Source organism: Microbacterium sp. P5_E9 (assembly GCF_054049175.1).
The window spans coordinates 180,798-203,534 of sequence record NZ_JBFUMV010000001.1; the positions used below are offsets into that span (position 1 = coordinate 180,798).

A 22,737-nucleotide genomic window follows, 5' to 3' on the forward strand; every position below is an offset into this window, starting at 1 on the left:
GTGGATCTGTGGGGGTGGGGGTCCGCCGCTCGGGCGAGCGGGCGACGGACCCCTGGACGGCAGTCATGACCGAGGGGCCACGAAAGCATTGCGTGCGAAGCGGTGCTCGCGCGCGACGGTGTCTGCCTGTGTGTTGTACGACCGCGAATGCTGTTCGCGATCGAGTGCGAGCCGGGAAGTCCTGGTGCTCCAGAGCACGAGCCGCAGTCCGATGTGGAGTGCGACGCGATCGGCCAGGGAGACGTGCGGAGGGCGGCTCGTCAGCCGCTGCGTATCGGGGATTCCCGACGGGCGCTGCGGCGCAAGGAGTGTACTCATGATGGTTCTCTTTCAGAACGGGTGATGGATGCCCGGACCCGGACGAGTCGGGCGGCCGGTCCCGATGGGATCCGGCAGGGGAGTGCCGTGCCGCAGCACGACGGGGAACAGCGAGGAGACCGGCGATCCGCTTTCGCGCGGAGAGCGGTGCGGGCGGACCACAGCCTCGATGGGCGGAGTCCTGGCCTGCAGCCGGTCAGCTGGCGGTGTGCGTGCGACCGTTCTGGAAGGCGCCGAAGGAGCCGGTCCCCAGAGTGCGCGCACGGAACACACCGCCAGCTGGGGCGGTGCTTTCGAACGTGTTCATGAACTTCATCGGGGACCTCCTCTCGAAACTTCGGATGCGGAGAGTGAGACTAGCGCGGTCTGGAGGCGGACGTCAAGCAGATTCTCAGAATGCGTGGTGACGGGTGTGCCGCGGCATCCTCCCGTCCCCGGCTCGCCTGCACGGCAGGGAGCACCGCCTCGGGTAGCGTATGGCGGTAGTCGACCGGGCTGGAGGACGCATCGCATGCACCTGAAGAGCGTGACGCTCAAAGGGTTCAAGTCGTTCGCCCAGCCGACCGCTTTCGCCTTCGAACCAGGGGTGACGTGCATCGTCGGCCCGAACGGCTCGGGCAAGTCGAACGTCGTCGACGCTCTGGCCTGGGTGATGGGCGAGCAGGGTGCGAAGACCCTCCGCGGCGGCAAGATGGAGGACGTCATCTTCGCCGGCACCGCGACCCGCGGTCCGCTCGGCCGCGCCGAAGTGCAGCTGACGATCGACAACGCCGATGGCGCACTGCCGATCGAGTACGCGGAAGTGACCATCAGCCGCACGCTGTTCCGCAACGGTGCCAGTGAGTACGCGATCAACGGCGACACCTGCCGTCTGCTGGACGTGCAGGAGCTGCTGAGCGACTCGGGTCTCGGCCGGGAGATGCACGTCATCGTCGGTCAGGGTCGGCTGGACAGCGTGCTGCAGGCCTCGCCCGAGGAGCGCCGCGGATTCATCGAGGAAGCCGCCGGCATCCTCAAGCATCGGCGCCGCAAGGAGAAGACGCTCCGCAAACTCGATGCCATGGAGGCCAACCTCACCCGGTTGAGCGATCTCGCGGGAGAGCTGCGGCGCCAGCTCAAGCCGCTGGGCCGTCAGGCCGAGATCGCCCGCGAGGCGGCGACGATCGCCGCCGTCGTGCGCGATGCCAAGGCGCGACTCTTCGCCGACGAGCTGGTCGGGCTGCGCATCGAGCTCGCCGATCATGCCCGCAGCGAGCACGAGCGGCACGCCGAGCGGCTGGTGCTCCAGGAGCAGCTGGACGACAGCCGCCTGCGGATTGAAGGGCTCGAAGCAGCGCAGCGCGCCGAAGGCGTGGACGAGGCGCGGCAGGTCGCCTTCGCCCTGGAGCGCGTGCAGGAGCGCGTGCGCGGCCTTTACTCGCTCGCCGGGCAACGGCTCGCGCTGCTCTCCGACCGCCCCGACGAAGACCTCGCCGATCGCGCGACGGTGTCGCAGTCGACGATCGACGACGTCCGAGACGAGATCGAGGAGATCGCCGCAGGGCTGGGCGATGCGCAGGATGCCGCGACCGCCGCAGCCCGTGATGTCGTGCGTGCCCGTGGAGACCTGGATGCCCTCGACTCCGACATCGCGGCGCAGAGCGCGCTGGTCTCGGAGCACGAGATGCGCCTCACCGCGCTCCGCGGCGGAGCGGCGGCCGCGGCATCCGCTCTCGCAGCGGTCCGAGCCGCGGTCGAACGTCAGGCGCGCGCACTCGAGGCGGCGCTCGCGCGCCGCGCGGCCGCCGAGGAGACCCTCGCCGGCCTCGACCCGGAGCTGGTGCCGGAGGGTTCGTCGGCGGAGTTCGCGGCCGCCTACGACCGGGCGCAGCGGGCCGCCACGGACATCGAAGCCGAGGTCGGCACGCTCCGCGAGCGGCTGCACGCCGCCGAGCGCGAGGTCGGCGCTCTCACTGCTCAGGCCGCGGCGCTCGGTCGTGCGCTCGAGGTCCGCAATGCGGCCGCGGCGCTCATCGCCCGTGGCGGGCACGGCATCCGCGGCCTCGTGGGAGACGCGATCAAGGTCTCGCCCGGTTACGAGGCGGCGATCGCGGCAGCCCTCGGTCCGTTGGCGGAGGGTGTGCTGGTCGACACCGCTTCCGACGCGTTCGAGACGGCGTCCGTGGCACGCGACGGCGATCTCGGCACGGTCGACATCGCGATCGCCGCGGCGAGTGCAGCCCGGGCGAAAGTCGCCGCCATCGCCGGCGCCGTACCCGCGATCGATGTGATCAAAGCGCCGGACGGCGTGCGGGAAGCACTCGCCCACGTGCTCGTCGCGGACGACCTCGACGCCGCGCAGCGAGTGTCGGCCGCCCTCGCCGGGAGCGAGGGTGCGGACGCGGTGACGATCGTCACCCGCACCGGCGAAGTCGTCACCGCGCACACGCTGAGGGCCGGATCCGGTCAGGGACGATCCCGGCTGGAACTCGCGGCGGAACGGGATGCCGCAGCCGAACGTCTCGCCGAGATGTCAGTCGTGTCGGATTCGCTCCGCGAGGTGCTCGCCGAGAAGGTTCACGCACTCGAGACCACCCGCCAGAAGGCGAAGCAGGCGCTGGCCAGTCTGCGCGCGCACGATGCGGCCCTGGCCGCGCACGCGGAGCAGGTCAACCGCGCCAGCGTCACCCATGAGGCCGCGATCGCCGAATGCGAACGACTGGCCACCGGCGTCGCGCAGGCAGAAGCCGCGGTCGACGATGCCGCCGCAGCGGCGAAGATCGCCGAGGACCGTCTCACCGCCGCACTCGAAGCGCCTCGGCCGATCCTGGATGCATCCGCCCGCGAAGGCATGCTCGCCGCCGTTGACGCGGCACGCGAGGTCGAGATGCGCGCACGGCTCGACGTCGAGACGCTCAAGGAGCGCGTGCGAGCCGGCGAGGCGCGGGTCGTTCAGCTTGAACGGCAGCGCGAGCGGGAGCGGGATGCCGCGGCCGAGGCGGCACGCAGAGCCGTCATCCGTCGCACGCAGCGCGAGATCGCCGCGGAGGTCGCTGCCGCCCTGCCGGCGCTGCTGGATTCGGTCGACCGGTCGGTGGTCCAGGCGCGGGTCGAGCTCGCCACGGCGGAGTCGGCCCGAACGGCGCTCACCACCGAGCTCGCGGAGCTTCGGGCACGGGAAGCGGGCATCCGCGACCGCCTCGCGCGCCTCACCGAGAGCGTGCACGGACTCGAGCTCCAGATCCACGAGAAGCGCCTGCACGCGACGAGCGTCCTCGAGCGGGTGGCGTCGGAGCTCGGTCTCGACGAGGATATTCTGATTTCGGAATACGGACCTGAACAGCCGATTCCTAGCGAAGACGAACTCTCGAACGGCCGAGACGCCAGCGCTGAAGTGGCAGGCGTTCCGTTCGATCGCGCGCAGCAGCGCAAGCGCCTGCAGGACGCGGAACGCAAGCTGGGGCAGCTCGGACGGGTCAATCCGCTCGCGCTCGAGGAGTACGCGGCGCTCGAGCAGCGGCACAAGTTCCTGACCGAGCAGCTCGCCGATCTCACTCAGACCCGCAGGGACCTCCTGACGATCATCGACGAGCTCGACATCCGGATGCAGACAATCTTCCTGGCGGCATTCGAAGACACGAGGGTCGCCTTCACGGAGGTGTTCCCGATCCTCTTCCCGGGCGGCACCGGCTCGATCTCGCTCACCAACCCCGACGACCCGCTCACGACCGGCATCGAGGTGTCGGTCCGGCCGGCCGGCAAGAAGATCGAACGGCTCTCGCTGCTCTCCGGCGGGGAGCGGTCGCTCGCCGCGGTCGCCCTGCTCACCGCGATCTTCAAGGCCCGGCCGAGTCCCTTCTACATCCTCGACGAGGTCGAGGCGGCGCTCGACGATGCGAATCTGGGCCGCCTGCTGGGGGTCTTCGAGCAGCTGCGCGAGAGTAGCCAGCTCATCGTGATCACCCACCAGAAGCGCACGATGGAGATCGCGGACGCGCTCTACGGCGTGTCGATGCGGCAGGACGGGGTGTCGGCGGTCGTCGGCCAGCGCGTGGGGGAGCGCGTCGCCAGCTGACCGGCTGTCCCCCGAAGTGCCGACAGGTGTCCTCCGAAATGCCAACAGCTGTCCTCCGAAATGCCGACAGCTGTCCTCCGAAATTCCTACAGCGCGGCAGGATTGGCGAACCCTACTGTTGCGCCATGAACATGTCAACGCAACGGCGCGTGAGCATGATCACCCTCGCCGCAGTGATACTTCTGCTACCCGGGTGCTCGTCACTCACGCCGGCCAGTACCGAACCCACATCCACGCCCCAAGCCCAGGCAACGCCCGAGGCCGAGGGGACCGCATCGCCCGCGCCCGACCCGACCCCGACAGCGGCGGCGCCGACCACGGCGCCGAGCGACCTCTCGTTCGAGGCCGGCTCGGCTTTGGCCGAAGGCGACTGGGACATGGGGTGGGGTGACGCCTTCGCCAGCGACCCCACCTTCAGCGTTCTGTCGCCCGATGGCGGGGACGGCTACTACTCGTACACGGATCTCACGACCCAGTGCGAGCTCTACTTCTTTCAGGGCTCCGTCACCGATATGGACAGGAGCCAAAACGATCGCGTGATCTCCGATGACTTCCTCGCGACGATGCTGCTGGGCACGGTGGATGGTGCGACTCGCGAGGATGTGACTGCCCACGCCTATGACGACAGTGTCTTTCAGCATCCTGGCCCGGGGACGGCGGCGACTCGAACCATCTGGGGCACTTCAGAGGGTGGGGGCAGCTGGCTGCACTCGACGCGGATGTTCGGCGCCCTCGGCGCCGGGGTCTACGTCGGCATCAACTGTCCCGCTGGACAAGATGCGCAGGGGGAGCTTAACAAGCTCATCGAGCAGTACATCAGGCTCATCGTCGCACCCATGTGACCAGCCATGAACATGTTTACGCAAGGGCGCGTGAGCCTGATCACCCTCGCCGCAGTGATACTCCTGCTGCCCGGGTGCTCGTCACTCACGCCGGCCAATACCGACAACACATCCACTCCTCGAGCCGATGCTGCCGACACCGCTGCCGACGCGCCTCCGACGCCGGCCGAGTCCGCTGCCATCGACGCGGTCGACCTGGGGTTCGGCGCGGAGGAGGAGCAGGTTACGGGCGACTGGCTCGTGGGGTGGTACCTCCCATTCACCGAGGATGACGAGCGATTCCACTGGGAAGGGGGCGAAGAGCCTTCTGGCTCTTATCGGTATCGCGACACCGAGAACGATTGCATGATCACCATGGAAGTGGCGAGGCTCGACGACGAGGCGATGTCCGAGGACGACCGTCTGATCTCGGACACCATGCTTGTGGCGAATGTGACCGGGGGGACTGCCGCTGAGGACGTCGAAGCGATGCGAACGGGCGCAACGGAGGACCGCATCTGGCAGGAAGGGAAGGCGGCGACCGTCGACTTCCGCGTCTGGCATGTCAGCTCCCCGGCGAAGGGGAGCGCGTTCGTCGCGGCACGCGGTTTCGGAGCGATGGCGGCCGGCCTGATCATGGCGGTCATCTGCCCGGCAGGCCCTGTCAACGCGGTCTCGGAATACCAGGAGATCGTGGACGAGCACGCTCGCATCAGCGCCCGATGGCCCAGCGACGATTCGGCTACGCCCGGCACGGATGCCACCGATCCTGTGGTGGGGCCGAGGCCGTCGCCGTCGTCCCGCTGCGCGCCGGACCGGATCGCCCCGTGCGACCTCTCGTTCGAGACCGGCGCCGACCTCGACCCCGCCGCCTGGCGCGTGCAGTGGTTCACTTTCGGCAACGGCTATTCCGAACTCGAGCCCGATGATGGGAATGGGCATCGGGCCAACACCGACAACGCGAGCCAATGCTCGATCGACCTCTACCAGGGCACCGTGTTCGATCTCGACTGGAGTCAGGACGATCGCACGATCTCTGACGAAATGCTCTGGGTCATGGCGAGTGGAATCATGCCGGGCGCGACAAGGGAAGATGTGACCGCCAACGCGTTCGACGATTCGGTTCCACTGTTCATCGACGAAGGCACGGTGCCGTTTCGGACGGTGTGGGGAGGCGCCGAGGACGGGAGCACGTGGCTCGATTCGGCGAGGATGTTCGGCTCGCTGGGAAACGGTCTGAACATCTTCATCAAGTGTCCACCGGGACAGGACGCCTCTCTCGTTTACGAGAGGCTGCGCGACGATCACTCTCTGGTCGTCGACGTGAGCCCAGGCTCGAGCTGACCGGCCGCGCCCGTAGGCTGGAGGCATGGCGGAACATCCCTGGTCTCTCGTGCGCGTGCTGCGCGCCATGTTCGCCACGCCGGAGATCAACGAGGAGACGTGGGTCGACCTCGAAGACGCCCTTCTCACCGCCGACTTCGGGCCCGACGTGACCGAGCGCATCGTCGGCGAACTGCGGGAGAAGGTCGACAAGTACCGGACCACCGACCCCAAAGACCTGCACCGCATGCTCAAGGAGACGCTCGAAGAGCACTTCGCGAAGTTCGACACGACGCTCCGGCTCACCGAGCGCCCGGCCGTCGTACTCGTCGTCGGCGTGAACGGCGTCGGCAAGACGACGACCATCGGCAAGTTCGCGAAGTTCCTGCAGCGGTACGGGCGCACGGTCGTGGTGGGTGCGGCCGACACGTTCCGCGCCGCCGCCGTCGACCAGCTCGCGACCTGGGCGGAGCGGGGCGGAGCCGCGATCGTGCGACCGCAGATGGAGGGCCAGGACCCGGCATCCGTCGCCTTCCAGACCATCGAATACGCCAAGCGCACCGGCACCGAGATCGTGCTCGTCGATACGGCCGGTCGCCTGCACACCAAGGGCGGGCTGATGGACGAGCTCACCAAGATCCGTCGGGTCATCGAGAAGCAGGCGCCGATCAGCGAAGTGCTCCTTGTGCTGGACGCGACGACCGGGCAGAACGGTGTCATGCAGGCAGAGGCGTTCCTGCAGCATGCCGGCGTCACCGGTCTCGTGATCACGAAGCTCGACGGATCGGCCAAGGGCGGCTTCGTCCTGGCAGTCCAGGAGCGCACCGGCATCCCCGTCAAGCTGCTCGGCCAGGGCGAAGGAATCGGCGATCTCACCGGCTTCACGCCGCATGTTTTCGCCGCTGCGCTGGTCGAGTGACCACCACCTGACCCCTGGGACTATCGCGCCGGGCCCGGTGCTGGTTTCATGGGGATATGGCGATCGAACACGACTTCTTCGGACTCTTGGAGTCTGGACCGGACGGGTCGATCTTCTGGTCGGAGAACGTCGAGTTGGGCGACCAGACAGTCACCGTCGACCTCACCGCGCCCGACCAGGACGACGTCTCAGAGGCGGCGCTGGATGTCGCCGCCGGGCTGATCTCGTCACTTGAGGCGATCGACAGCATCGCCCGCAACGCGATGGTGTCCGAGCTCAATGACCGCACCAGTGAGGTGACCGAGTACACCCTCCAGCAGCAGGAAGCGTTCGGGGATGAACTCGCGGAGCTCCTCGTGGATATCTCCGGTGATCCCCCCATCGACATCATCCGATCGTTGCAGCTGATGAGCATGACGATCCTCGCCGACGAGCACGGTGGGACCGACCCGTTCGCGGTGCTCGAGTACGCGCTCGACCCGGATGCGACCGACGACGTGCTGCTGGTGAACCTCGGCTCCGAGGGCGATGTGCTGTCGGTGACGAGCGCGGACTGACCTGCCCCGCTAGACCGCCTGGGCGAACCCTTGCCCGTGCGCCTCGATGTCGCGCGCGAGATGCGCCAGGTGCGGCGGGATGTCGCGGCCCTTGGAGTGCATGGACTGGGCCCAGAGCCGCCCGGCCCGGTACGACGACCGGACGAGCGGACCCGCGAGCACGCCGAGGAAGCCGATGCGCTCCGCCTCCTCCTTGAACTCGACGAACTCCTGAGGCTTCACCCAGCGCGCGACCGGGAGGTGGCGCGGCGTCGGCCGCAGGTACTGGGTGATCGTGATGATGTCGGTGCCGGCATCGTGGAGATCCTGCAGCGCCTGCACGACCTCCTCGGGCTCTTCGCCCATCCCGAGGATGAGGTTCGACTTCGTGATCAGGCCGGCCTCGCGCGCCAGGGTCAGCACCCCGAGCGAGCGGTCGTAGCGGAACGCCGGCCGGATCCGCTTGAAGATCCGGGGGACCGTCTCGACGTTGTGCGCGAAGACCTCGGGACGCGCGTCGAACACCTCGCCGAGCAGCGCCGGGTTGCCGGAGAAGTCGGTCGCGAGGATCTCGACCCCGGTGCCGTGGTTCGTCGCGTGGATCTGCCGCACGGTCTCGGCGTGCAGCCAAGCGCCCTCGTCGGGGAGGTCATCCCGTGCGACGCCGGTGATGGTCGCGTAGCGCAGCTGCATGCGCACGACGCTCTCCGCGACGCGACGCGGTTCGTCGGTGTCGTAGTCGGCGGGCTTGCCGGTGTCGATCTGGCAGAAGTCGCAGCGCCGGGTGCACTGGGAGCCACCGATGAGGAACGTGGCCTCGCGGTCCTCCCAGCACTCGTAGATGTTGGGGCAGCCGGCCTCCTGGCAGACCGTGTGCAGATCCTCGTTCTTCACGAGGGCGTGCAGGGCCTGGTACTCCGGCCCCATCTTCGCCTTCGTCTTGATCCAGTCCGGCTTGCGCTCGATCGGCGTCTGGGCGTTGCGGACCTCGAGGCGGAGGAGCTTGCGGCCGCCCGGGGCGGCGGCGGGTCCGGATGCCGCGGCCGGCGTGCCACAGGCGCTCACGCCGCGACTCCCGCGTATTCGGCGAGGAACGCATCCTCGACGGTGGCCAGCACCTCTGCCGGCGTGACGACGGCACCGATGATCTCACTGATCGTCGTGACCCCGGCATCCGCGATCCCGCACGGGACGATGCTGCGGAAGGCCGTGAGCGAGTTGTCGCAGTTCAGTGCGAAGCCGTGCATGGTCACCCCTCGTTGGACGCGCACGCCGATGGCGGCGACCTTGTCTTCGGACAGCGGACGGCGCACCCACACCCCGCTGCGTCCCTCCACCCGGTGGCCGACGATGTCGTACTCGGCGAGCACCTCGATCAGGAGCGCCTCGAGACGGCGCACGTGGGCGACGACATCCATCGGTTCGGGCAGACGCACGATCGGGTACCCGACGAGCTGGCCGGGGCCGTGCCAGGTGATCTTGCCGCCGCGGTCGACGTCGACGACGGGAGTGCCGTCGGTGGGGCGCTCGTGTCGCGCCGTGCGCGCACCGGCCGTATAGACGGGCTCGTGCTCGAGCAGGATGAGCGTGTCGGGGCGGATGCCGGCGACGATGTCGGCGTGGATGCTCCGCTGGAGGTCCCAGCCGTCCTGATAAGGGACGTAGTGGGGAGCGAGCCCCGGAGTGAGGATGTCGAGCACGCGGGTTCCTTCGCTTGTGGCGATGCGGCAGGTGGTGCCGATTTGTGGATCGTGTCCAACAATAGCGGCAAGCTACGATGCCCGGATGGACCGTCGAGCCGGAAGACCGAAGTCGTCCTCGCGCGAGACGCTCGCCGAAGCCGCCTGCGAGCTGTTCCTCGAGCAGGGGTTCGAAGCGACCTCGATCGCCGAGATCGCCTCACGTGCCGGCGTCAGCCGCTCCAGCTTCTTCAACTACTTCTCGTCGAAGAGCGACATCCTCTGGGGCGCCTTCGATGAGCGACTGGATGCCGCGGCGCAGCGTCTCGATTCCGACGACGCTGCCCCGGTCCCCGACATCCTGCGCGGCATGGCCGCCGGCTTCGCTCCCGACAGCCTGGCGCTCGCCGTCGCGAACGCCGAGGCGATGGGACTCGCCGACGAGCTCGACCGCGAGCGCGCGCTCCGGCACGGCCGCCTCGCCCGCTGCGCCGCCGAGCGGTTCCGTCAAGACGGACTGCCGCGGCTCGCCGCGGAGGTCGTCGGTGCCGCGGCGGCCGGCGCGGTGCTCGCGGCCGTGTGGGAGTGGGCCGATGCCGGCCCAGGGCGCACCGACCTGACCCCGCTGCTCGACAGGGCGCTCGAGCTGCTCCCGGCTCTCGGCGCCAACGCCGGCGAGGGCCTGCACGTACGTCAGCTGCGCGTCGTCGTCACCGCGGAGGAGTTCGACGAGGCCCTCGTCTTCTACCGGGACGTCGTCGGGATGCCGCAGACCGAGGCGTACGAGCCCGAGGGTGGCGCGCGCGTGGCGATCCTCGACGCCGGCCGCGCGACGCTGGAACTGGCCAGCCCCGCGCAGGTGCGGTTCATCGATCGCGTCGAGACCGACGGCGAGACGCCGAGCGACCGCATCCGCATCGCACTGGAGGTCGATGACACCGAGGCGGTCGTCGCGCGCCTCGAGGCCGGCGGCGCTGTGGTCGAGGCATCCGCTCGCGAGACGCCGTGGCGCTCGCTCAACGCGCGTCTGCGGGGCGCTGCCGGGCTGCAGCTCACCGTATTTCAGGAACTCGGGCCGGAGCAGGGGACGTTTCGGGAGATGCCGGACACGTAACAAGTGACGACACCCCACGATGGAGGCATCATGACCCCGGACTCGCTTGACCAGCTGCTCGACCGCTCGGTCCCGGCCACGAAGGCCGCTCCGGAATCCGACCTGCGCGCCATGGCCGTCGCTGCGGAGGCTGCGCGCCGGGTGAAGCCGCTCCCCAAGATCGCCATCGGCGCCGGTCTGGCTGTCCTGCTCGCAGGCGGGGCGGGCGCGGCTTACGCGGCCGACCTGTTCGATTGGCTCCCGTGGGCGCAGAGCCCCGACTACACGTATCAGGCGGCGCTCGCCGCAGGCGATGAGTGCGAGGTGCGCGTCACGGTGGTCGACCCCGCCGACGCGAACGGCCTGTTCACCGGCGACCTGGCAGATCGGCTGAACTCGCACGCCTCGCTCGATGCGGCGACGGTCGCTGCGGTGCAGGAGGTGCTCGAGGACTATCGCGGTGCAGACCTGCTCCTGACGTCGAGTCCGGACGGCCTGCTGCACCTCGTCGGGAGCGGCACCGAGGTGGTCGACGAGGAGCGTGGAGTCATCATCGACACCGCCCTCAAGAGCGCGCTCATCGCCGAGGGCGCAGACCAGGCGTCCGGCACGTGGACGGCCTACGCTCTGCAGCTCGAATGCGCGGCGGCAGAGCAGTGAGGAACCGACCGATCGACGGCCGCCTGACCGAGGTGCTCGTCGATGCGTCACCCGCCCTCCTCGCCTACCTCCAGCGGCGAGTGGGAGCCGACGACGCGCCAGATCTTCTGGGGGAGACGATGGTGGTCGCGTGGCGGCGAGTCGCAGACCTGCCCGACGATCCGGAGCGCGCGCGGATGTGGCTGTTCGGAATCGCCCGGGGCACGCTGCTGAACCATGCGCGAGGCGAACGGCGTCGATGGGCGCTCGCCGATCGCATCCGGGGACGTGTGGCGACGGATGCCGCGGCACCGCCCTCCGACGAGGGTGCAGATGTCCGCGACGCGATCTCCCGCCTCGACCCCGACCTGGCCGAGCTCGTCCGGCTGGTGCACTGGGAGCGATTGACGCTGGTGCAGGCGGCAGAGCTGCTCGGCATCCCCGACTCCACCGCCCGTGGCCGCTACGCCCGCGCCAAGGAGGAGCTGCGCGTCGCGCTGGGGATCGGCGTCGAGGTCTGAGGCGTCACATCTGACGACTGCCGTCCACGACGGGCCGCGGCATCCGCTCGCGTAGAATTGCACCATCATGGCTACCTTCGGCAATCTCTCCGATCGGCTCTACGAGACCTTCCGCAACCTCCGCACCAAGGGCAAGCTCACGCCCGCGGACGTCGACGGGACGGTGCGCGAGATCCGTCGCGCCCTGCTCGACGCCGACGTCGCGCTGCCGGTGGTCAAGGACTTCACCGCGAAGGTGCGCGAACGCGCCCTCGGTGACGAGGTCAGCCGCGCACTCAACCCGGCCCAGCAGGTCGTGCAGATTGTCAACGAGGAGCTCGTCGCCATCCTCGGCGGGGAGCAGCGTCGGCTGCAGTTCGCCAAGAACCCGCCGACCGTGATCATGCTCGCGGGTCTGCAGGGCTCCGGAAAGACGACCTTCGCGGGCAAGCTCGCGAAGCTGCTCGAGAAGGAGGGGCACACGCCGCTCCTGGTCGCCGCCGACCTGCAGCGACCCAACGCCGTGAACCAGCTCCAGGTGGTCGCGGGCCAGGCCGGTGCCGCGATCTACGCGCCCCAGCCCGGCAACGGCGTGGGCGACCCGGTGCAGGTCGCCCGCGAGGGTGTCGAGGTCGCCCGGCGACAGCAGCACGACATCGTCATCATCGACACCGCCGGCCGCCTCGGCGTCGACGCGGACATGATGAAGCAGGCGTCCGACATCCGCAAGGCGACGAACCCGGACGAGGTCCTGTTCGTCATCGACGCGATGATCGGTCAGGATGCCGTGAACACCGCGAAGGCGTTCCAGGAGGGTGTCGACTTCACCGGTGTCGTGCTCTCCAAGCTCGACGGCGACGCGCGCGGTGGCGCGGCCCTGTCGGTGGCATCCATCACCGGACGCCCGATCATCTACGCCTCCACGGGTGAGGGACTCGACGACCTCGAGGCCTTCCACCCGGACCGCATGGCGTCGCGCATCCTCAACCTCGGCGACATCCTGACGCTCATCGAGCAGACGCAGGCCGCGTTCGACGAAGCCGAAGCCATGAAGATGGCCGAGAAGCTCGCGACCGACAGCTTCACGCTCGAGGACTTCCTCGAGCAGATGCAGCAGCTCAAGAAGATGGGCTCCATGAAGAAGATGCTCGGGCTGCTGCCCGGCATGGGAAACATGAAGCAGCAGCTCGAGGGTTTCGACGAGAAGGAGCTCGACCACACGGAGGCGATCATCCGGTCGATGACGCCGGGGGAGCGACGCAACCCGAAGGTGCTCAACGGCTCGCGCCGACTTCGGATCGCGCGTGGATCCGGCATGACCGTGACCGAGGTCAACGCGCTTGTCAACCGCTTCGAGCAGGCCGCCAAGATGATGAAGACGGTCGCCCGCGGCGGCGTGCCGAACATCCCCGGGATGGGTCCCGTGCCCGGTGCCCGCACCGGCGCCAGCAGCAAGCGCGGCAAGCAGGTCAAGGCCGTCGGCTCCCGTTCGGGCAACCCCGCCAAGCGCGCGGCGGAGAACGCCGGGATCGCCGAGCAGGCCGCCATCGCGGCGCCGACCGGCTCGGGCTTCGGGCTCGGCGGCGCGGCGAAGGCCGGCCCGACACCCGAGGATCTTGCCGAACTGCAGAAGCTGCTCGGCAAGGGCTGAGCCCCGGCGCTCGGCGTCGTTTGTGTTGACGAGATCAGGATGGTCGACGCCCTCAGGACGGAAGCGCCTGAATCGACCTGATTTCGTCGATGGTCCTGAACTCATCGACGAGCCCGGTGCAGCCCTTGGGCGACTGCCGTGAGAACGGCGCCCTCGACGAAAGGCCAGTCGAACAGGACCTGCTGGTAGTCGAACCGCAGCACCGTGTATCCGCGCAGGGCCAGCCGGGCGTCGGCTTGCAGATCCCGGCGCCGATCCTTGGCCCGATGATGCTCGAATCCATCCAGCTGGACGATGAGTCGCTCGCCGATCAGGGCGTCGACGGGGTGACCATCGATCCGGACCTGCTGCCGGATCTGGAGGGGGAGACCCCGCAGACGGGCGATGAACACCGTCTCCAAGCCTGAGTCCGAGAGCAGCGACGCCACCGCCGCGAGCTCCCGAGCCCGCGAGCTGCCCCAATCGACCTGGGCGAGAACCGCCGGATCAGCTTTGCCCTTTCGGATCGCGGACTCCCAGACGGCGAGGGCGTCGAGCTGGGGCAGGCAGCGAGCGACATGGAAGAGAACATTCACGATCGGGTCATCGATCGCGGTGCGCCCGGCGATCACCGGGCCTCTTGCCCAATGGAGGCTCAGGCCGCTCCCGTCGAACCGCGAGCTCGTGGGCGCGACGGCTATGTGAGGCCGCTGATTTTCCTCGTCGAGCTCGGAATCCAAAGCTTCTCGAGTTTTGCCGCACTCACGCACGTCACGCGGCCGCTCACCGATGCCGCGCGGCGGCGCACCGGATCGCAATCGGTCGTCGCCAGCCACGACCGCCGGATGCGGATGAGGTCGCCGGAGCCGACCGCGAGCGCGAGATCGTGAGGGGAGTAATCCGCAGCTCGGATCTCGATGGAGTGGGCGACGCCGCCGTGCTCGCTGATCCAGGCGCGAAGGTTCTTCGTGCGCGCCGCGCGATCCACTTTCGTCATGCGGCGACCCTCGTCCCCGCGACTGGGGCAGTCCGAGGCTGCCGCGTGATGTGTGGACGGCTTGCCGGAGGCGACGGCTGTGCAGGAGCTCCGGCATCCGCTGTCCGTCAGTGCTGACGACAGGAGGATCGACCGATTCAGGATGGATGCCGCGCGATCGTCCTGAACAGGTCGATCGTCCTGAATCCGTCAAGCGGCGGGGAGGCGATCCCGACCTGCAGTCGCCGACGAGACCAGGAGGATCGACGAATTCAGGAGGATGCCGCGCCTATCGTCCTGTTCTGGTCGATGATCCTGACCCGTCGAAGGATCCGAACCCGCCGCCGGCTCAGTGGCCGAGCGCCGCGAGGTGCTCGCGCAGGGTCGGACCGGCGCGGAACTCGCGGATGAGGTGCTGCACGACCTCGCGCAGGTCGCCGTCCGAGGCATCCGCCACCATCCGCTGGCGGGCGTAGCTCGCGCCCTGCGACATGATCGTCTCGAGCCCGGCGAACTCGCGAGCGCACTTGAGCTCCTCGGCGATGTGGCCCAGCTGGTCCATGGTCTCGCGCAGGTGGTCGGTGACCAGGCGCTGGGTGCCGTCGCGGTCGACGATGACGCGCGCCTCGAGGCCGTACCGCGCCGCGCGCCACTTGTTCTCGCGGACGAACCAGGGCTGCAGGGCCCAGAGCTCCCGGCCCTCGTCGAGCTGGCGGGAGAGGTGCTCGACAAGCACCTGGACGAGGGATGCCACGGCCGCGAGCTCCGGGAGGGTCGACATGCCGTCGCACGCCCGGACCTCGATCGTGCCCCAGCGGGGTGCGGGACGGATGTCCCAGCGCACCTCGCTCGCATCCTCCATGACGCCGGTGCCGACCATGTCCCCCATGTACGACTCGAACTCGGCCCAGTTCTCCAGCGGCCAGGGGAGCCCCGCGGTGGGCAGCTGCTGGAACACCAGCGAGCGGTTCGAGGCGTAGCCGGTGCGCTCGCCCGCCCAGAACGGGCTCGACGCCGACAGTGCCTGCAGGTGCGGCAGATACGCGGCGAGGGCGTTGATGATCGGGAACACCTTGTTGACGTCCTCGACACCGACGTGCACATGGATGCCCCAGATCATCATGTTGCGGCCCCACCACTGGGTCCGCTCGATGAGCTTGTGGTACCGCGTCTTGTCGGTGACCTGCTGGTCGAACCACTGGGCGAAAGGATGGCTGCCGGCGCACAGCAGCTCGACGTTCAGCGGGTTCGTGACCGTGCGCACGGCCGCGATGGCGTCCGCGATGTCGTCCACAGCGGCCGCGATCGTGCCACCGATGCCGCTGGTGACCTCGACGGTGTTCGTGAGCAGCTCGCCGGTCACGGTGTAGCGCTCGAGCGCCGTCTGCTCGTGGAGCGCATCGATGACCTCGGGTGCGCGGGGCGCGAGATCACCCGTCTCGCCGTCGGCGAGCATCAGCTCCCACTCCAGACCCACCGTCGAGCGGGCGGATGTCGCGAAGGGCACCGTCATTTGCTCAGTCTGGCAGAGGATGCCGGAGCCAGACGGCGCGACGGCCGGTTCGCGGCATCCCGCTCGATATGAGAGAATTATGGGTCGGACCGGTCACTCGACCCTCTATCCAGTGACATGGTCCTCCTTCAGAGCTTCCGCCGGGTGTGCACCCCACGCTCCAGGCGACCAGTTCGTCCACTTCCACACATTCAGGAGAATCGTGGCTGTCAAGATCCGTCTCAAGCGCCTGGGCAAGATCCGTGCGCCGTACTACCGCATTGTCGTCGCCGACTCGAAGACCAAGCGCGATGGTCGTGTCATCGAAGAGATCGGCAAGTACCACCCCACCGAGGAGCCCTCGTTCATCGAGGTCGACTCCGAGCGTGCGCAGTACTGGCTCAGCGTCGGCGCACAGCCGACCGAGCAGGTCGCTGCAATCCTCAAGCTGACCGGCGACTGGGGCAAGTTCAAGGGCGACGCGAACGCCGTATCGACGGTCCGCACCAAGGCGCCCAAGGAGCCGTTCCAGATCGACGCCGCCAAGAAGCCCGTTCTCAAGCCCAAGGCTGAGAAGAAGGCCGAGCCCGTCGTCGAGGCAGAGGTCGAGGCGCCCGTCGCCGACGCCGACTCGACTGAGGCGTAGTCCGTTGCTGGCCGCTGCGCTCGAGCACGTCGTCAAGGGGATCGTCGATCACCCCGATGACGTGCGCATCGATTCGTCCACCTCGCCTCGCGGCGATGTGCTCGAGGTGCACGTTCACCCCGATGACCGGGGTCGCGTGATCGGGCGCGGCGGACGCACGGCCAAGGCCCTGCGCACACTCATCTCAGCGCTCGCCGATGGGCGGCGCGTACGCGTCGACGTCGCGGACGACTGACGTGTCCGAAGCAGAAGAGTCCGCAGCGGCTGAGCCGGGAGCGGACGCCGTCGCGGCGCGCCCGCGCAAGGCCGCCAAGGCCCAGCTGCGCGTCGGCCGGCTCGTCAAGGCCCACGGCCTCAAGGGCGCGCTGAAGGTCGAGCTCTACACCGACGATCCCAACGGGCGCTTCACGCCTGGCGCGACGTTCACTCTGCAGGTGCCCGAGTCATCTCCGTGGCACGGCAAGCTGCTCACCGTCCGCGAGTTCCGGTTCATGAACTCGCATGCCGTCGCCTTCTTCGAAGGCGTCGACGATCGCTCCGCTGCGGAGGAGCTCCTGCGCGCGATCCTCTGGATCGACGAGGATGCCGCCACCGCCCCGGCGGAGGACGACGCGTGGTACGACCACCAGCTCGTCGGCCTCGATGTCGTCCGTGACGACGAGGTCGTCGGCCGCGTCATCCGCGTCGACCACTTCCCGGCCCAGGACCTGCTGATCGTCCGCACGCTCGCTTCGGCGGGCGGCGGCGATCGTGAAGTGCTCGTGCCGTTCGTCAAGGCGATCGTGCCCGAGGTCGACGTTCCCGCCGGCCGGGTCGTCGTGACGCCCCCTCCGGGCCTGTTCGAGGACCTTCCGGGCGACGACGAGCCCGAATCCGACGAGGCGACCGAGGCCTCCGCAGCGACCGAAGAGTCCGCGGAGTAGCTCGCCCGCCGCTCAGCCGGTCGGCGCGATGCGCACAACCGCGGTCTTGAACTCCGGCATCGACGAGATCGGATCGAGCGCGTCGCTCGTGAGCAGGTTGGCGCTCGCGGCGTCCCCGTAGTGGAACGGCAGGAAGACGGTGTCGGGACGGATGTCGAGGCTCACCCCGACCCGCGCGACGACGCTTCCTCGTCCATTCCACAGCCGGACCCCGGCGCCGTCGTCGAGCCCCCGCTCCTTCGCCGTGGCGGGGTGCACCTGGGCGACGAGCTCAGGGCGTGCGGCCGCCAGCTCCGGCACGCGTCGCGTCTGCGTGCCGCTCTGGTAGTGCTCGAGCAGTCGTCCGGTGATGAGGGTGAGCTCGTCGGCGTGCGGCACCTCGCCGCCGCTCCGCGCCTGCACGGCCACGAGCCGCGCGCGTCCGTCGTCGTGGCCGAAGCGGTCCGCGAAGAGCCGGGGAGTGCCGCTGCTGCCGACGGGATACGGCCAGTGCGCCTCGACGCCTTCGTCGAGCAGCGCGTGGCTCAACCCTGAATAGTCCGCGATTCCTCCCTCGGATGCGCGCGCGAGTTCGTCGAACACCTCCGCAGGATCAAGGTCCCAGACCCCGGGCGCGTCGAGCCGACGGGCCAGCTCGGCCATGATCCACAGCTCGCTGCGCGCTCCGGCCGGCGGCTCGAGCGCCTTTCGTCGTCGCAGCACGCGACCCTCGAGGTTCGTCATCGTGCCCTCCTCCTCGGCCCACTGCAGGACCGGGAGGACGAGGTCAGCCACCTTCGCGGTCTCGGAGAGGAAGAAGTCGCACACCACCAGCAGGTCCAGCCGCGCCAGCGCGTCCCGCACGGTCTGCACGTTCGGCGCGGACACGACGACGTTCGAGCCGTGCACGAGCAGCGCCCGCACCCCGCCAGGGGTGCCGGCCGACTGGAGCAGCTGCACGGCCGGGATGCCGGCACCCGGGATGATGTCGGGGTCGACGCCCCACACCGCCGCGACATGCGCCCGAGCCGCGGCATCCGTGATCTTGCGGTATCCAGGCAGCTGGTCGCTCTTCTGCCCGTGCTCACGCCCGCCCTGTCCGTTGCCCTGACCCGTGAGCGTGCCGTAGCCGTTGCCTTCGGTGCCCGGCAGACCGAGCAGGAGAGCGAGGTTGATGGCGGCGGTCGCGGTGTCGGTGCCGTCTGCGTGCTGCTCCACCCCTCGCCCGGTCAGGATGTACACCGAGCGGCCGGCGGCGAGTCGCCGGGCGAGCTGCCGGATCGTTGCGGCGGGCACCCCGGTCACGGACTGGGTGCGCTCCGGCCACCACGGCGACACCGAGCGGCGTATCGCCGCGAGCCCGGTCGTCCGCTCGGCGAGGTACGTGACGTCGTGCAGGCGCTCGGCGAGCACGACATGCGCGATGCCGAGCAGCAGGGCGAGGTCGGTGCCGGGGACAGGCTGCACGTGGATGCCTGCACCTTCGTCGGTGAGCCGCGCGGTCGTGCTGCGACGCGGATCGACGACGATGAGTCCGCCGCCGGCGCGGGCGCTCTGCAGGTGCGACAGGAACGGCGGCATCGTGTCGCCGACGTTGGACCCGAGCAGCAGCACCGTGTCGGCGGTGTCGAGATCGGTGAGCGGGAACGGCAGTCCGCGGTCGATGCCGAACGCGCGATTCGCGGCGGCCGCGGCCGACGACATGCAGAAGCGCCCGTTGTAGTCGATGCGGGACGTGCGCAGCGCGATGCGCGCGAACTTGCCGAGCTGGTAGGCCTTCTCGTTCGTGAGCCCGCCGCCGCCGAAGACGCCGATCGCGTCCGCGCCGCTCTCCGTGCGCAGGCGCAGCAGCTCGGTCGCCAGGTCGTCGAGAGCGTCATCCCACCCGATCGGGTGCAGCGCGCCGTCCGCGCCGCGGCGCAGCGGCGTGGTCAGCCGGTCCGGCGAGGCGAGCAGTTCGGCGGAGGTCCAGCCCTTCTTGCACAGCCCGCCCCGGTTGGTGGGGAAGTCGCGTCCGGACACCTCGACCGGGACGGATGCCGAGACCCGCGGCGTCAGCGTCATGGCGCATTGCAGTGCGCAGTACGGGCAGTGCGTCGCGGTGCCTGATCCGGTGCTCACGCCGCTGCCGCCTCGAGGGTCGAGGCGATCATGTCCGAGATGCGGGCGCGGCAGCCCCCGCACCCGGTGCCGGCGCGCGTGCAGCGGCCGACCTCGGCGACGGTGTCGCAGCCGTCCGTGATCGCATCCTCGATCGTCCCGGCGGTCACGGCGTTGCACATGCACACTGTCGCGTCCCGGCCGACGGCTCGTGGTGTCGTCTCTTCGGCGGCGTCCAGCCGGAGCAGCAGCGAACGGTCGGCCGGCAGTTCGGCGCGCCGCGCGTACAGCACGCTCAGTTCGGCGGCCGTGCGCGGCATCCCGACGCTCACGAAGCCGGTGAGCACCCCGGCGCGCGTGACCATCTTCGTGTAGGTGCCGTGCTCAGGGTCGGCCCAGACCGCCACTCCTGGGCCGGTCTCGCCGCGCGGGACGGGTGCGAACGGATCGGCCGAGACATCACCCGCCGAGATGAGGTCGAGACCGTCCGCCTTTAGGAGCACGACGCCGGGGAGCTCCTCTTCGTAGGGGTCGATGACCTCGCTGTGCAGCTCCGCCACGAGCGACCGGGCGAGCCACTCGGCCTGGCGCCAGCCGGGGCCGATCAGCCCGCTCGGACCGCCGGGAACGGAGGCTTCGTGCAGGTAGCGGTCGGGGTCCGCGATATGCGCGCAGTCGCCGATGGCGTGGATCGCCGGGTCGGTCCAGGCCCGGAGGCGCTCGTCCACCAGGATTCCCGCCCCGACGCGCAGGCCGACGCCTGACGCGAGCTCGGTCCGCGCCGCGACACCGCACGACAGCACGAGGAGGTCGCCCTCGGTGACGCGGCCGTCCGAGCTGACGAGCGCGTGGAACCGGCGCTCGCCGTGCTGGTCGACCCGGGCGACGATGGCCTCGGCGCGGGTGTGCGGGATGACGTGCACCCCGGCGCCCTCCAGCGCGGCCCCGAGCACGGCGGCCGCGCCGCGGTCGAGCTGACGGGGCATGGGCATCGGGCCGAAGTGGGCGACGCTCGGGGTCGCGCCGGCCTTGGCCAGCAGCATCCCGAGTTCGATGCCGAGCACGCCCGCCCCGAGCACGATCACCCGGCCGCCGGCCGCCACGACGTCCCGCACCTGCTGCGCGTCGTCGACGGACCGCAGCACGCACACGCCCGCGGTGAGATCGGAGTCCAGGCCCGCGGCGGTGTGCTCGAGCCCGTCCAGCACGGGGACACGCGAGCGTGCCCCCGTGGCGAGCACGAGGCGGTCGTAGGGGAGATGCGACCCGTCGTCGAGTTGCAGCGACCGTGCGGCGGAGTCGATCGCGACTGCGCTGACGCCGGTGCGGATGTCGACCCCGCCGGCGCGGAGCGCCTCCGCGTCGACGAGGTCCAGTTCGTCGCGCTCCACCTCGCCGACCGCGTACTCGGCCACCATGACCCGGTTGTACGGGTCGCACCGCTCCGCGCCGACCACCGTCAGGGCGATGACGCCACTGGCGACCGAGGGCTGCAGCTCTTCGGCGAACCGGGCGCCGACCGGGCCGAAGCCGACGAGGACGACGCGAAGCGGAGGGCGACGCACGGCGATCAGATCCGCTGCCCCGCCAGCGACGTGCGCGGCACGACGTAGACGAGGACGGTCATGATCATGAGGGCGATGTAGGCGCCGACGAAGCCGTAGAAGGCCGCGGTGTAACCGCCCGTGGCCTGCTGCGAGACGTTGAGCACCTGCGGCACCAGGAAGCCGCCGTAGGCCCCGATCGCCGCGATCAGGCCGAGCGCCGCCGCCGACTTGCGCTGCACCTTGATGCCGGCCGGAGTGCCGGGGAGGGCATCGGTGGCGATGCCGCGGGCGGCGAAGATGTTCGGGATCATCCGATAGGTCGAGCCGTTGCCGACGCCGGTCGCCGCGAACAGGAGGAGGAAGCAGCCGAGGAACACCCAGAAGCTGTGCAGCGCCATCGTCTGGATGAGCGCGAGTGCGCCGAGCGCCATCACCGCGAAGGCGCCGACCGTCACGCGGGAGCCGCCGAAGCGGTCGGCCAGCCGGCCGCCGTATGGGCGGGCGAGCGAGCCGATGAGGGCGCCGAGGAACGCGAGCGACACGGCTGCGCTGCCGACCTGGATCGAGGAGTACTCCGGGAACTGATCGGCGATGAGCTTCGGAAAGACGCTCGCGAACCCGATGAACGAGCCGAAGGTGCCGATGTAGAGCAGCGACATGAGCCACAGATGCGGTTCGCGGAGCGCGGCGGCGGAGCCGGCGAAGTCGGCCTTGGCGGACGACAGGTTGTCCATGTATCGCCACGCGCCCCACATGGCGACGAGGATCAGCGGGATCCACATCCACCCCGCGAGGGCGATGTTGAGCGTGGCGGCGGCGCCGATCGTCACGACGATCGGGACGGCGAACTGCGCGACCGCGGTGCCGAGGTTGCCGCCGGCGGCGTTGAGCCCGAGCGCCCAGCCCTTCTCCTTCTGCGGGAAGAAGTAGGTGATGTTGGCCATCGAACTGGCGAAGTTGCCGCCGCCGACGCCGCCGAGGGCCGCCACGAGCAGCAGCACGGGGAACGGGGTCTCCGGGTTCGACACCACGATGCCGAGCAGCGTGGCCGGGATCAGCAGCAGCCCGGCCGAGACGATCGTCCAGTTGCGCCCGCCGAAGATCGCGACCATGAAGGTGTACGGGAACCGCAGCGTGGCGCCGACGAGGCTCGGCACCGAGATGAGCCAGAACAGCTCAGAGCTGGTCAGGGTGAAGCCCGCGGCGGGGAGCATGACGACGACGATGCTCCACAGCTGCCAGATGATGAAGCCGAGGAACTCGGCGAAGATGGACCAGCCGAGGTTGCGGCGGGCGATCGGTCGCCCCTCGGATTCCCAGAATCCGGAGTCCTCGGGGTTCCACCCGTCCACCCACCGGCCGGGGCGGCGGGTGAGGGTGACGCCGGATGCGACGGAGACGGATGCCGCGGCATCCGTTGTCGAAGGTGTGACGGTGCTGGTCATGTGGCGCCTCCAGGTGAGTGATCCTGATGCGACGCTATGGGGGGCGTGTTTCGGTGCCCGGCCCCGGGGCGTAAACCCTGAGTCACCATGCAGTCACCGGCGTTCCGGGGTGAGGTG

General features: G+C 69.5%; 21 protein-coding genes. 12 read left to right on the forward strand and 9 right to left on the reverse strand.

The genetic code is table 11. The features are described from left to right. Positions 1 to 63: 63 nt before the first annotated feature. On the reverse strand, positions 64 to 318 hold the full coding sequence (locus ACXJ3V_RS00900; protein ID WP_457098374.1) for a hypothetical protein: 255 nt from the start codon (positions 316 to 318) through the stop codon (positions 64 to 66). A gap of 511 nt (positions 319 to 829) precedes the next feature. Between ACXJ3V_RS00900 and smc the strand changes: the two genes are divergently transcribed. The 5 genes from smc (at position 830) to ACXJ3V_RS00925 (ending at position 7,992) form a co-directional block, all read left to right on the forward strand. Then, positions 830 to 4,372, forward strand: a complete 3,543-nt coding sequence (gene smc / locus ACXJ3V_RS00905; RefSeq protein WP_457098375.1) for a chromosome segregation protein SMC — start codon at positions 830 to 832, stop codon at positions 4,370 to 4,372. A 155-nt stretch (positions 4,373 to 4,527) separates the two neighbouring features. Next, on the forward strand, positions 4,528 to 5,214 hold the full coding sequence (locus ACXJ3V_RS00910; RefSeq protein WP_457098376.1) for a hypothetical protein: 687 nt from the start codon (positions 4,528 to 4,530) through the stop codon (positions 5,212 to 5,214). Positions 5,215 to 5,244: 30 nt separating this feature from the next. Next, positions 5,245 to 6,537 carry a hypothetical protein gene (locus ACXJ3V_RS00915; protein ID WP_457098377.1) on the forward strand — a complete coding sequence of 431 codons (1,293 nt, stop codon included), beginning with the start codon at positions 5,245 to 5,247 and terminating at the stop codon, positions 6,535 to 6,537. Positions 6,538 to 6,562: 25 nt separating this feature from the next. Then, positions 6,563 to 7,435, forward strand: coding sequence for a signal recognition particle-docking protein FtsY (gene ftsY / locus ACXJ3V_RS00920; RefSeq protein ID WP_457098378.1), 873 nt, complete (start codon positions 6,563 to 6,565; stop codon positions 7,433 to 7,435). Positions 7,436 to 7,491: 56 nt separating this feature from the next. Next, a complete protein-coding gene (locus tag ACXJ3V_RS00925; RefSeq protein ID WP_457098379.1) occupies positions 7,492 to 7,992 on the forward strand; it encodes a DUF2004 domain-containing protein in 501 nt (166 codons plus the stop codon). Between the two features lie 9 nt (positions 7,993 to 8,001). On the opposite strand, the gene lipA is transcribed toward ACXJ3V_RS00925, so the two are convergent. Together lipA and lipB are read right to left on the reverse strand one after the other, a co-directional pair. Continuing rightward, the gene (gene lipA, locus ACXJ3V_RS00930; protein ID WP_457098380.1) at positions 8,002 to 9,036 is read right to left on the reverse strand and encodes a lipoyl synthase; all 1,035 of its coding nucleotides are present in this window, start codon (positions 9,034 to 9,036) and stop codon (positions 8,002 to 8,004) included. Then, entirely contained in the window at positions 9,033 to 9,671 is a 639-nt protein-coding gene (lipB, locus tag ACXJ3V_RS00935; protein ID WP_457098381.1) for a lipoyl(octanoyl) transferase LipB, read from the reverse strand. Before lipB ends, lipA begins: the two co-directional genes overlap by 4 nt. An 85-nt stretch (positions 9,672 to 9,756) precedes the next feature. Between lipB and ACXJ3V_RS00940 the strand changes: the two genes are divergently transcribed. The 4 genes from ACXJ3V_RS00940 (at position 9,757) to ffh (ending at position 13,533) form a co-directional block, all read left to right on the forward strand. After that, positions 9,757 to 10,764, forward strand: a complete 1,008-nt coding sequence (locus tag ACXJ3V_RS00940; protein WP_457098382.1) for a TetR family transcriptional regulator — start codon at positions 9,757 to 9,759, stop codon at positions 10,762 to 10,764. A 30-nt stretch (positions 10,765 to 10,794) separates the two neighbouring features. Next, positions 10,795 to 11,403: a hypothetical protein gene (locus tag ACXJ3V_RS00945; protein WP_457098383.1), complete on the forward strand. Its 609-nt coding sequence runs from the start codon at positions 10,795 to 10,797 to the stop codon at positions 11,401 to 11,403. After that, complete coding sequence (locus ACXJ3V_RS00950; protein WP_457098384.1) at positions 11,400 to 11,903, forward strand: RNA polymerase sigma factor; 504 nt, start codon at positions 11,400 to 11,402, stop codon at positions 11,901 to 11,903. The genes ACXJ3V_RS00945 and ACXJ3V_RS00950 overlap by 4 nt, the downstream gene beginning before the upstream one ends. Positions 11,904 to 11,970: 67 nt before the next feature. Continuing rightward, the gene (gene ffh, locus ACXJ3V_RS00955; RefSeq protein WP_457098385.1) at positions 11,971 to 13,533 is read left to right on the forward strand and encodes a signal recognition particle protein; all 1,563 of its coding nucleotides are present in this window, start codon (positions 11,971 to 11,973) and stop codon (positions 13,531 to 13,533) included. Between the two features lie 101 nt (positions 13,534 to 13,634). On the opposite strand, the gene ACXJ3V_RS00960 is transcribed toward ffh, so the two are convergent. The 3 genes from ACXJ3V_RS00960 to ACXJ3V_RS00970 all read right to left on the reverse strand — a co-directional run bounded on the left by ACXJ3V_RS00960 (position 13,635) and on the right by ACXJ3V_RS00970 (position 16,001). Continuing rightward, positions 13,635 to 14,144 carry an endonuclease domain-containing protein gene (locus ACXJ3V_RS00960; protein ID WP_457098386.1) on the reverse strand — a complete coding sequence of 170 codons (510 nt, stop codon included), beginning with the start codon at positions 14,142 to 14,144 and terminating at the stop codon, positions 13,635 to 13,637. A gap of 65 nt (positions 14,145 to 14,209) precedes the next feature. After that, entirely contained in the window at positions 14,210 to 14,509 is a 300-nt protein-coding gene (locus ACXJ3V_RS00965; protein WP_457098387.1) for a hypothetical protein, read from the reverse strand. Between the two features lie 328 nt (positions 14,510 to 14,837). Beyond that, the gene (locus tag ACXJ3V_RS00970) at positions 14,838 to 16,001 is read right to left on the reverse strand and encodes a glutamate--cysteine ligase (RefSeq protein ID WP_457098388.1); all 1,164 of its coding nucleotides are present in this window, start codon (positions 15,999 to 16,001) and stop codon (positions 14,838 to 14,840) included. A 202-nt stretch (positions 16,002 to 16,203) separates the two neighbouring features. Here ACXJ3V_RS00970 and rpsP point away from each other — a divergent pair, with 202 nt between their 5' ends. Genes rpsP through rimM form a run of 3 tightly spaced genes read left to right on the forward strand, consistent with a single transcriptional unit; the run spans position 16,204 to position 17,549 of the window. Further along, a complete protein-coding gene (gene rpsP, locus ACXJ3V_RS00975; RefSeq protein ID WP_457098389.1) occupies positions 16,204 to 16,626 on the forward strand; it encodes a 30S ribosomal protein S16 in 423 nt (140 codons plus the stop codon). Between the two features lie 4 nt (positions 16,627 to 16,630). After that, complete coding sequence (locus tag ACXJ3V_RS00980; protein WP_045276246.1) at positions 16,631 to 16,861, forward strand: RNA-binding protein; 231 nt, start codon at positions 16,631 to 16,633, stop codon at positions 16,859 to 16,861. Between the two features lies 1 nt (position 16,862). Next, positions 16,863 to 17,549: a ribosome maturation factor RimM gene (rimM, locus tag ACXJ3V_RS00985; protein WP_457098390.1), complete on the forward strand. Its 687-nt coding sequence runs from the start codon at positions 16,863 to 16,865 to the stop codon at positions 17,547 to 17,549. 12 nt (positions 17,550 to 17,561) lie between these two features. Here rimM and ACXJ3V_RS00990 read toward each other — a convergent pair whose 3' ends face one another. From ACXJ3V_RS00990 to ACXJ3V_RS01000, 3 genes are read right to left on the reverse strand one after another with little or no spacing between them, the layout of a single operon-like run. Beyond that, positions 17,562 to 19,649, reverse strand: coding sequence for a molybdopterin oxidoreductase family protein (locus ACXJ3V_RS00990; RefSeq protein ID WP_457098391.1), 2,088 nt, complete (start codon positions 19,647 to 19,649; stop codon positions 17,562 to 17,564). Further along, positions 19,646 to 21,193 (reverse strand): FAD-dependent oxidoreductase, encoded by a 1,548-nt coding sequence (locus ACXJ3V_RS00995; RefSeq protein WP_457098392.1) that lies wholly within the window; start codon positions 21,191 to 21,193, stop codon positions 19,646 to 19,648. Before ACXJ3V_RS00995 ends, ACXJ3V_RS00990 begins: the two co-directional genes overlap by 4 nt. Before the next feature lie 5 nt (positions 21,194 to 21,198). After that, positions 21,199 to 22,620 carry an MFS transporter gene (locus ACXJ3V_RS01000; RefSeq protein ID WP_457098393.1) on the reverse strand — a complete coding sequence of 474 codons (1,422 nt, stop codon included), beginning with the start codon at positions 22,618 to 22,620 and terminating at the stop codon, positions 21,199 to 21,201. Between the last annotated feature and the right edge of the window lie 117 nt (positions 22,621 to 22,737).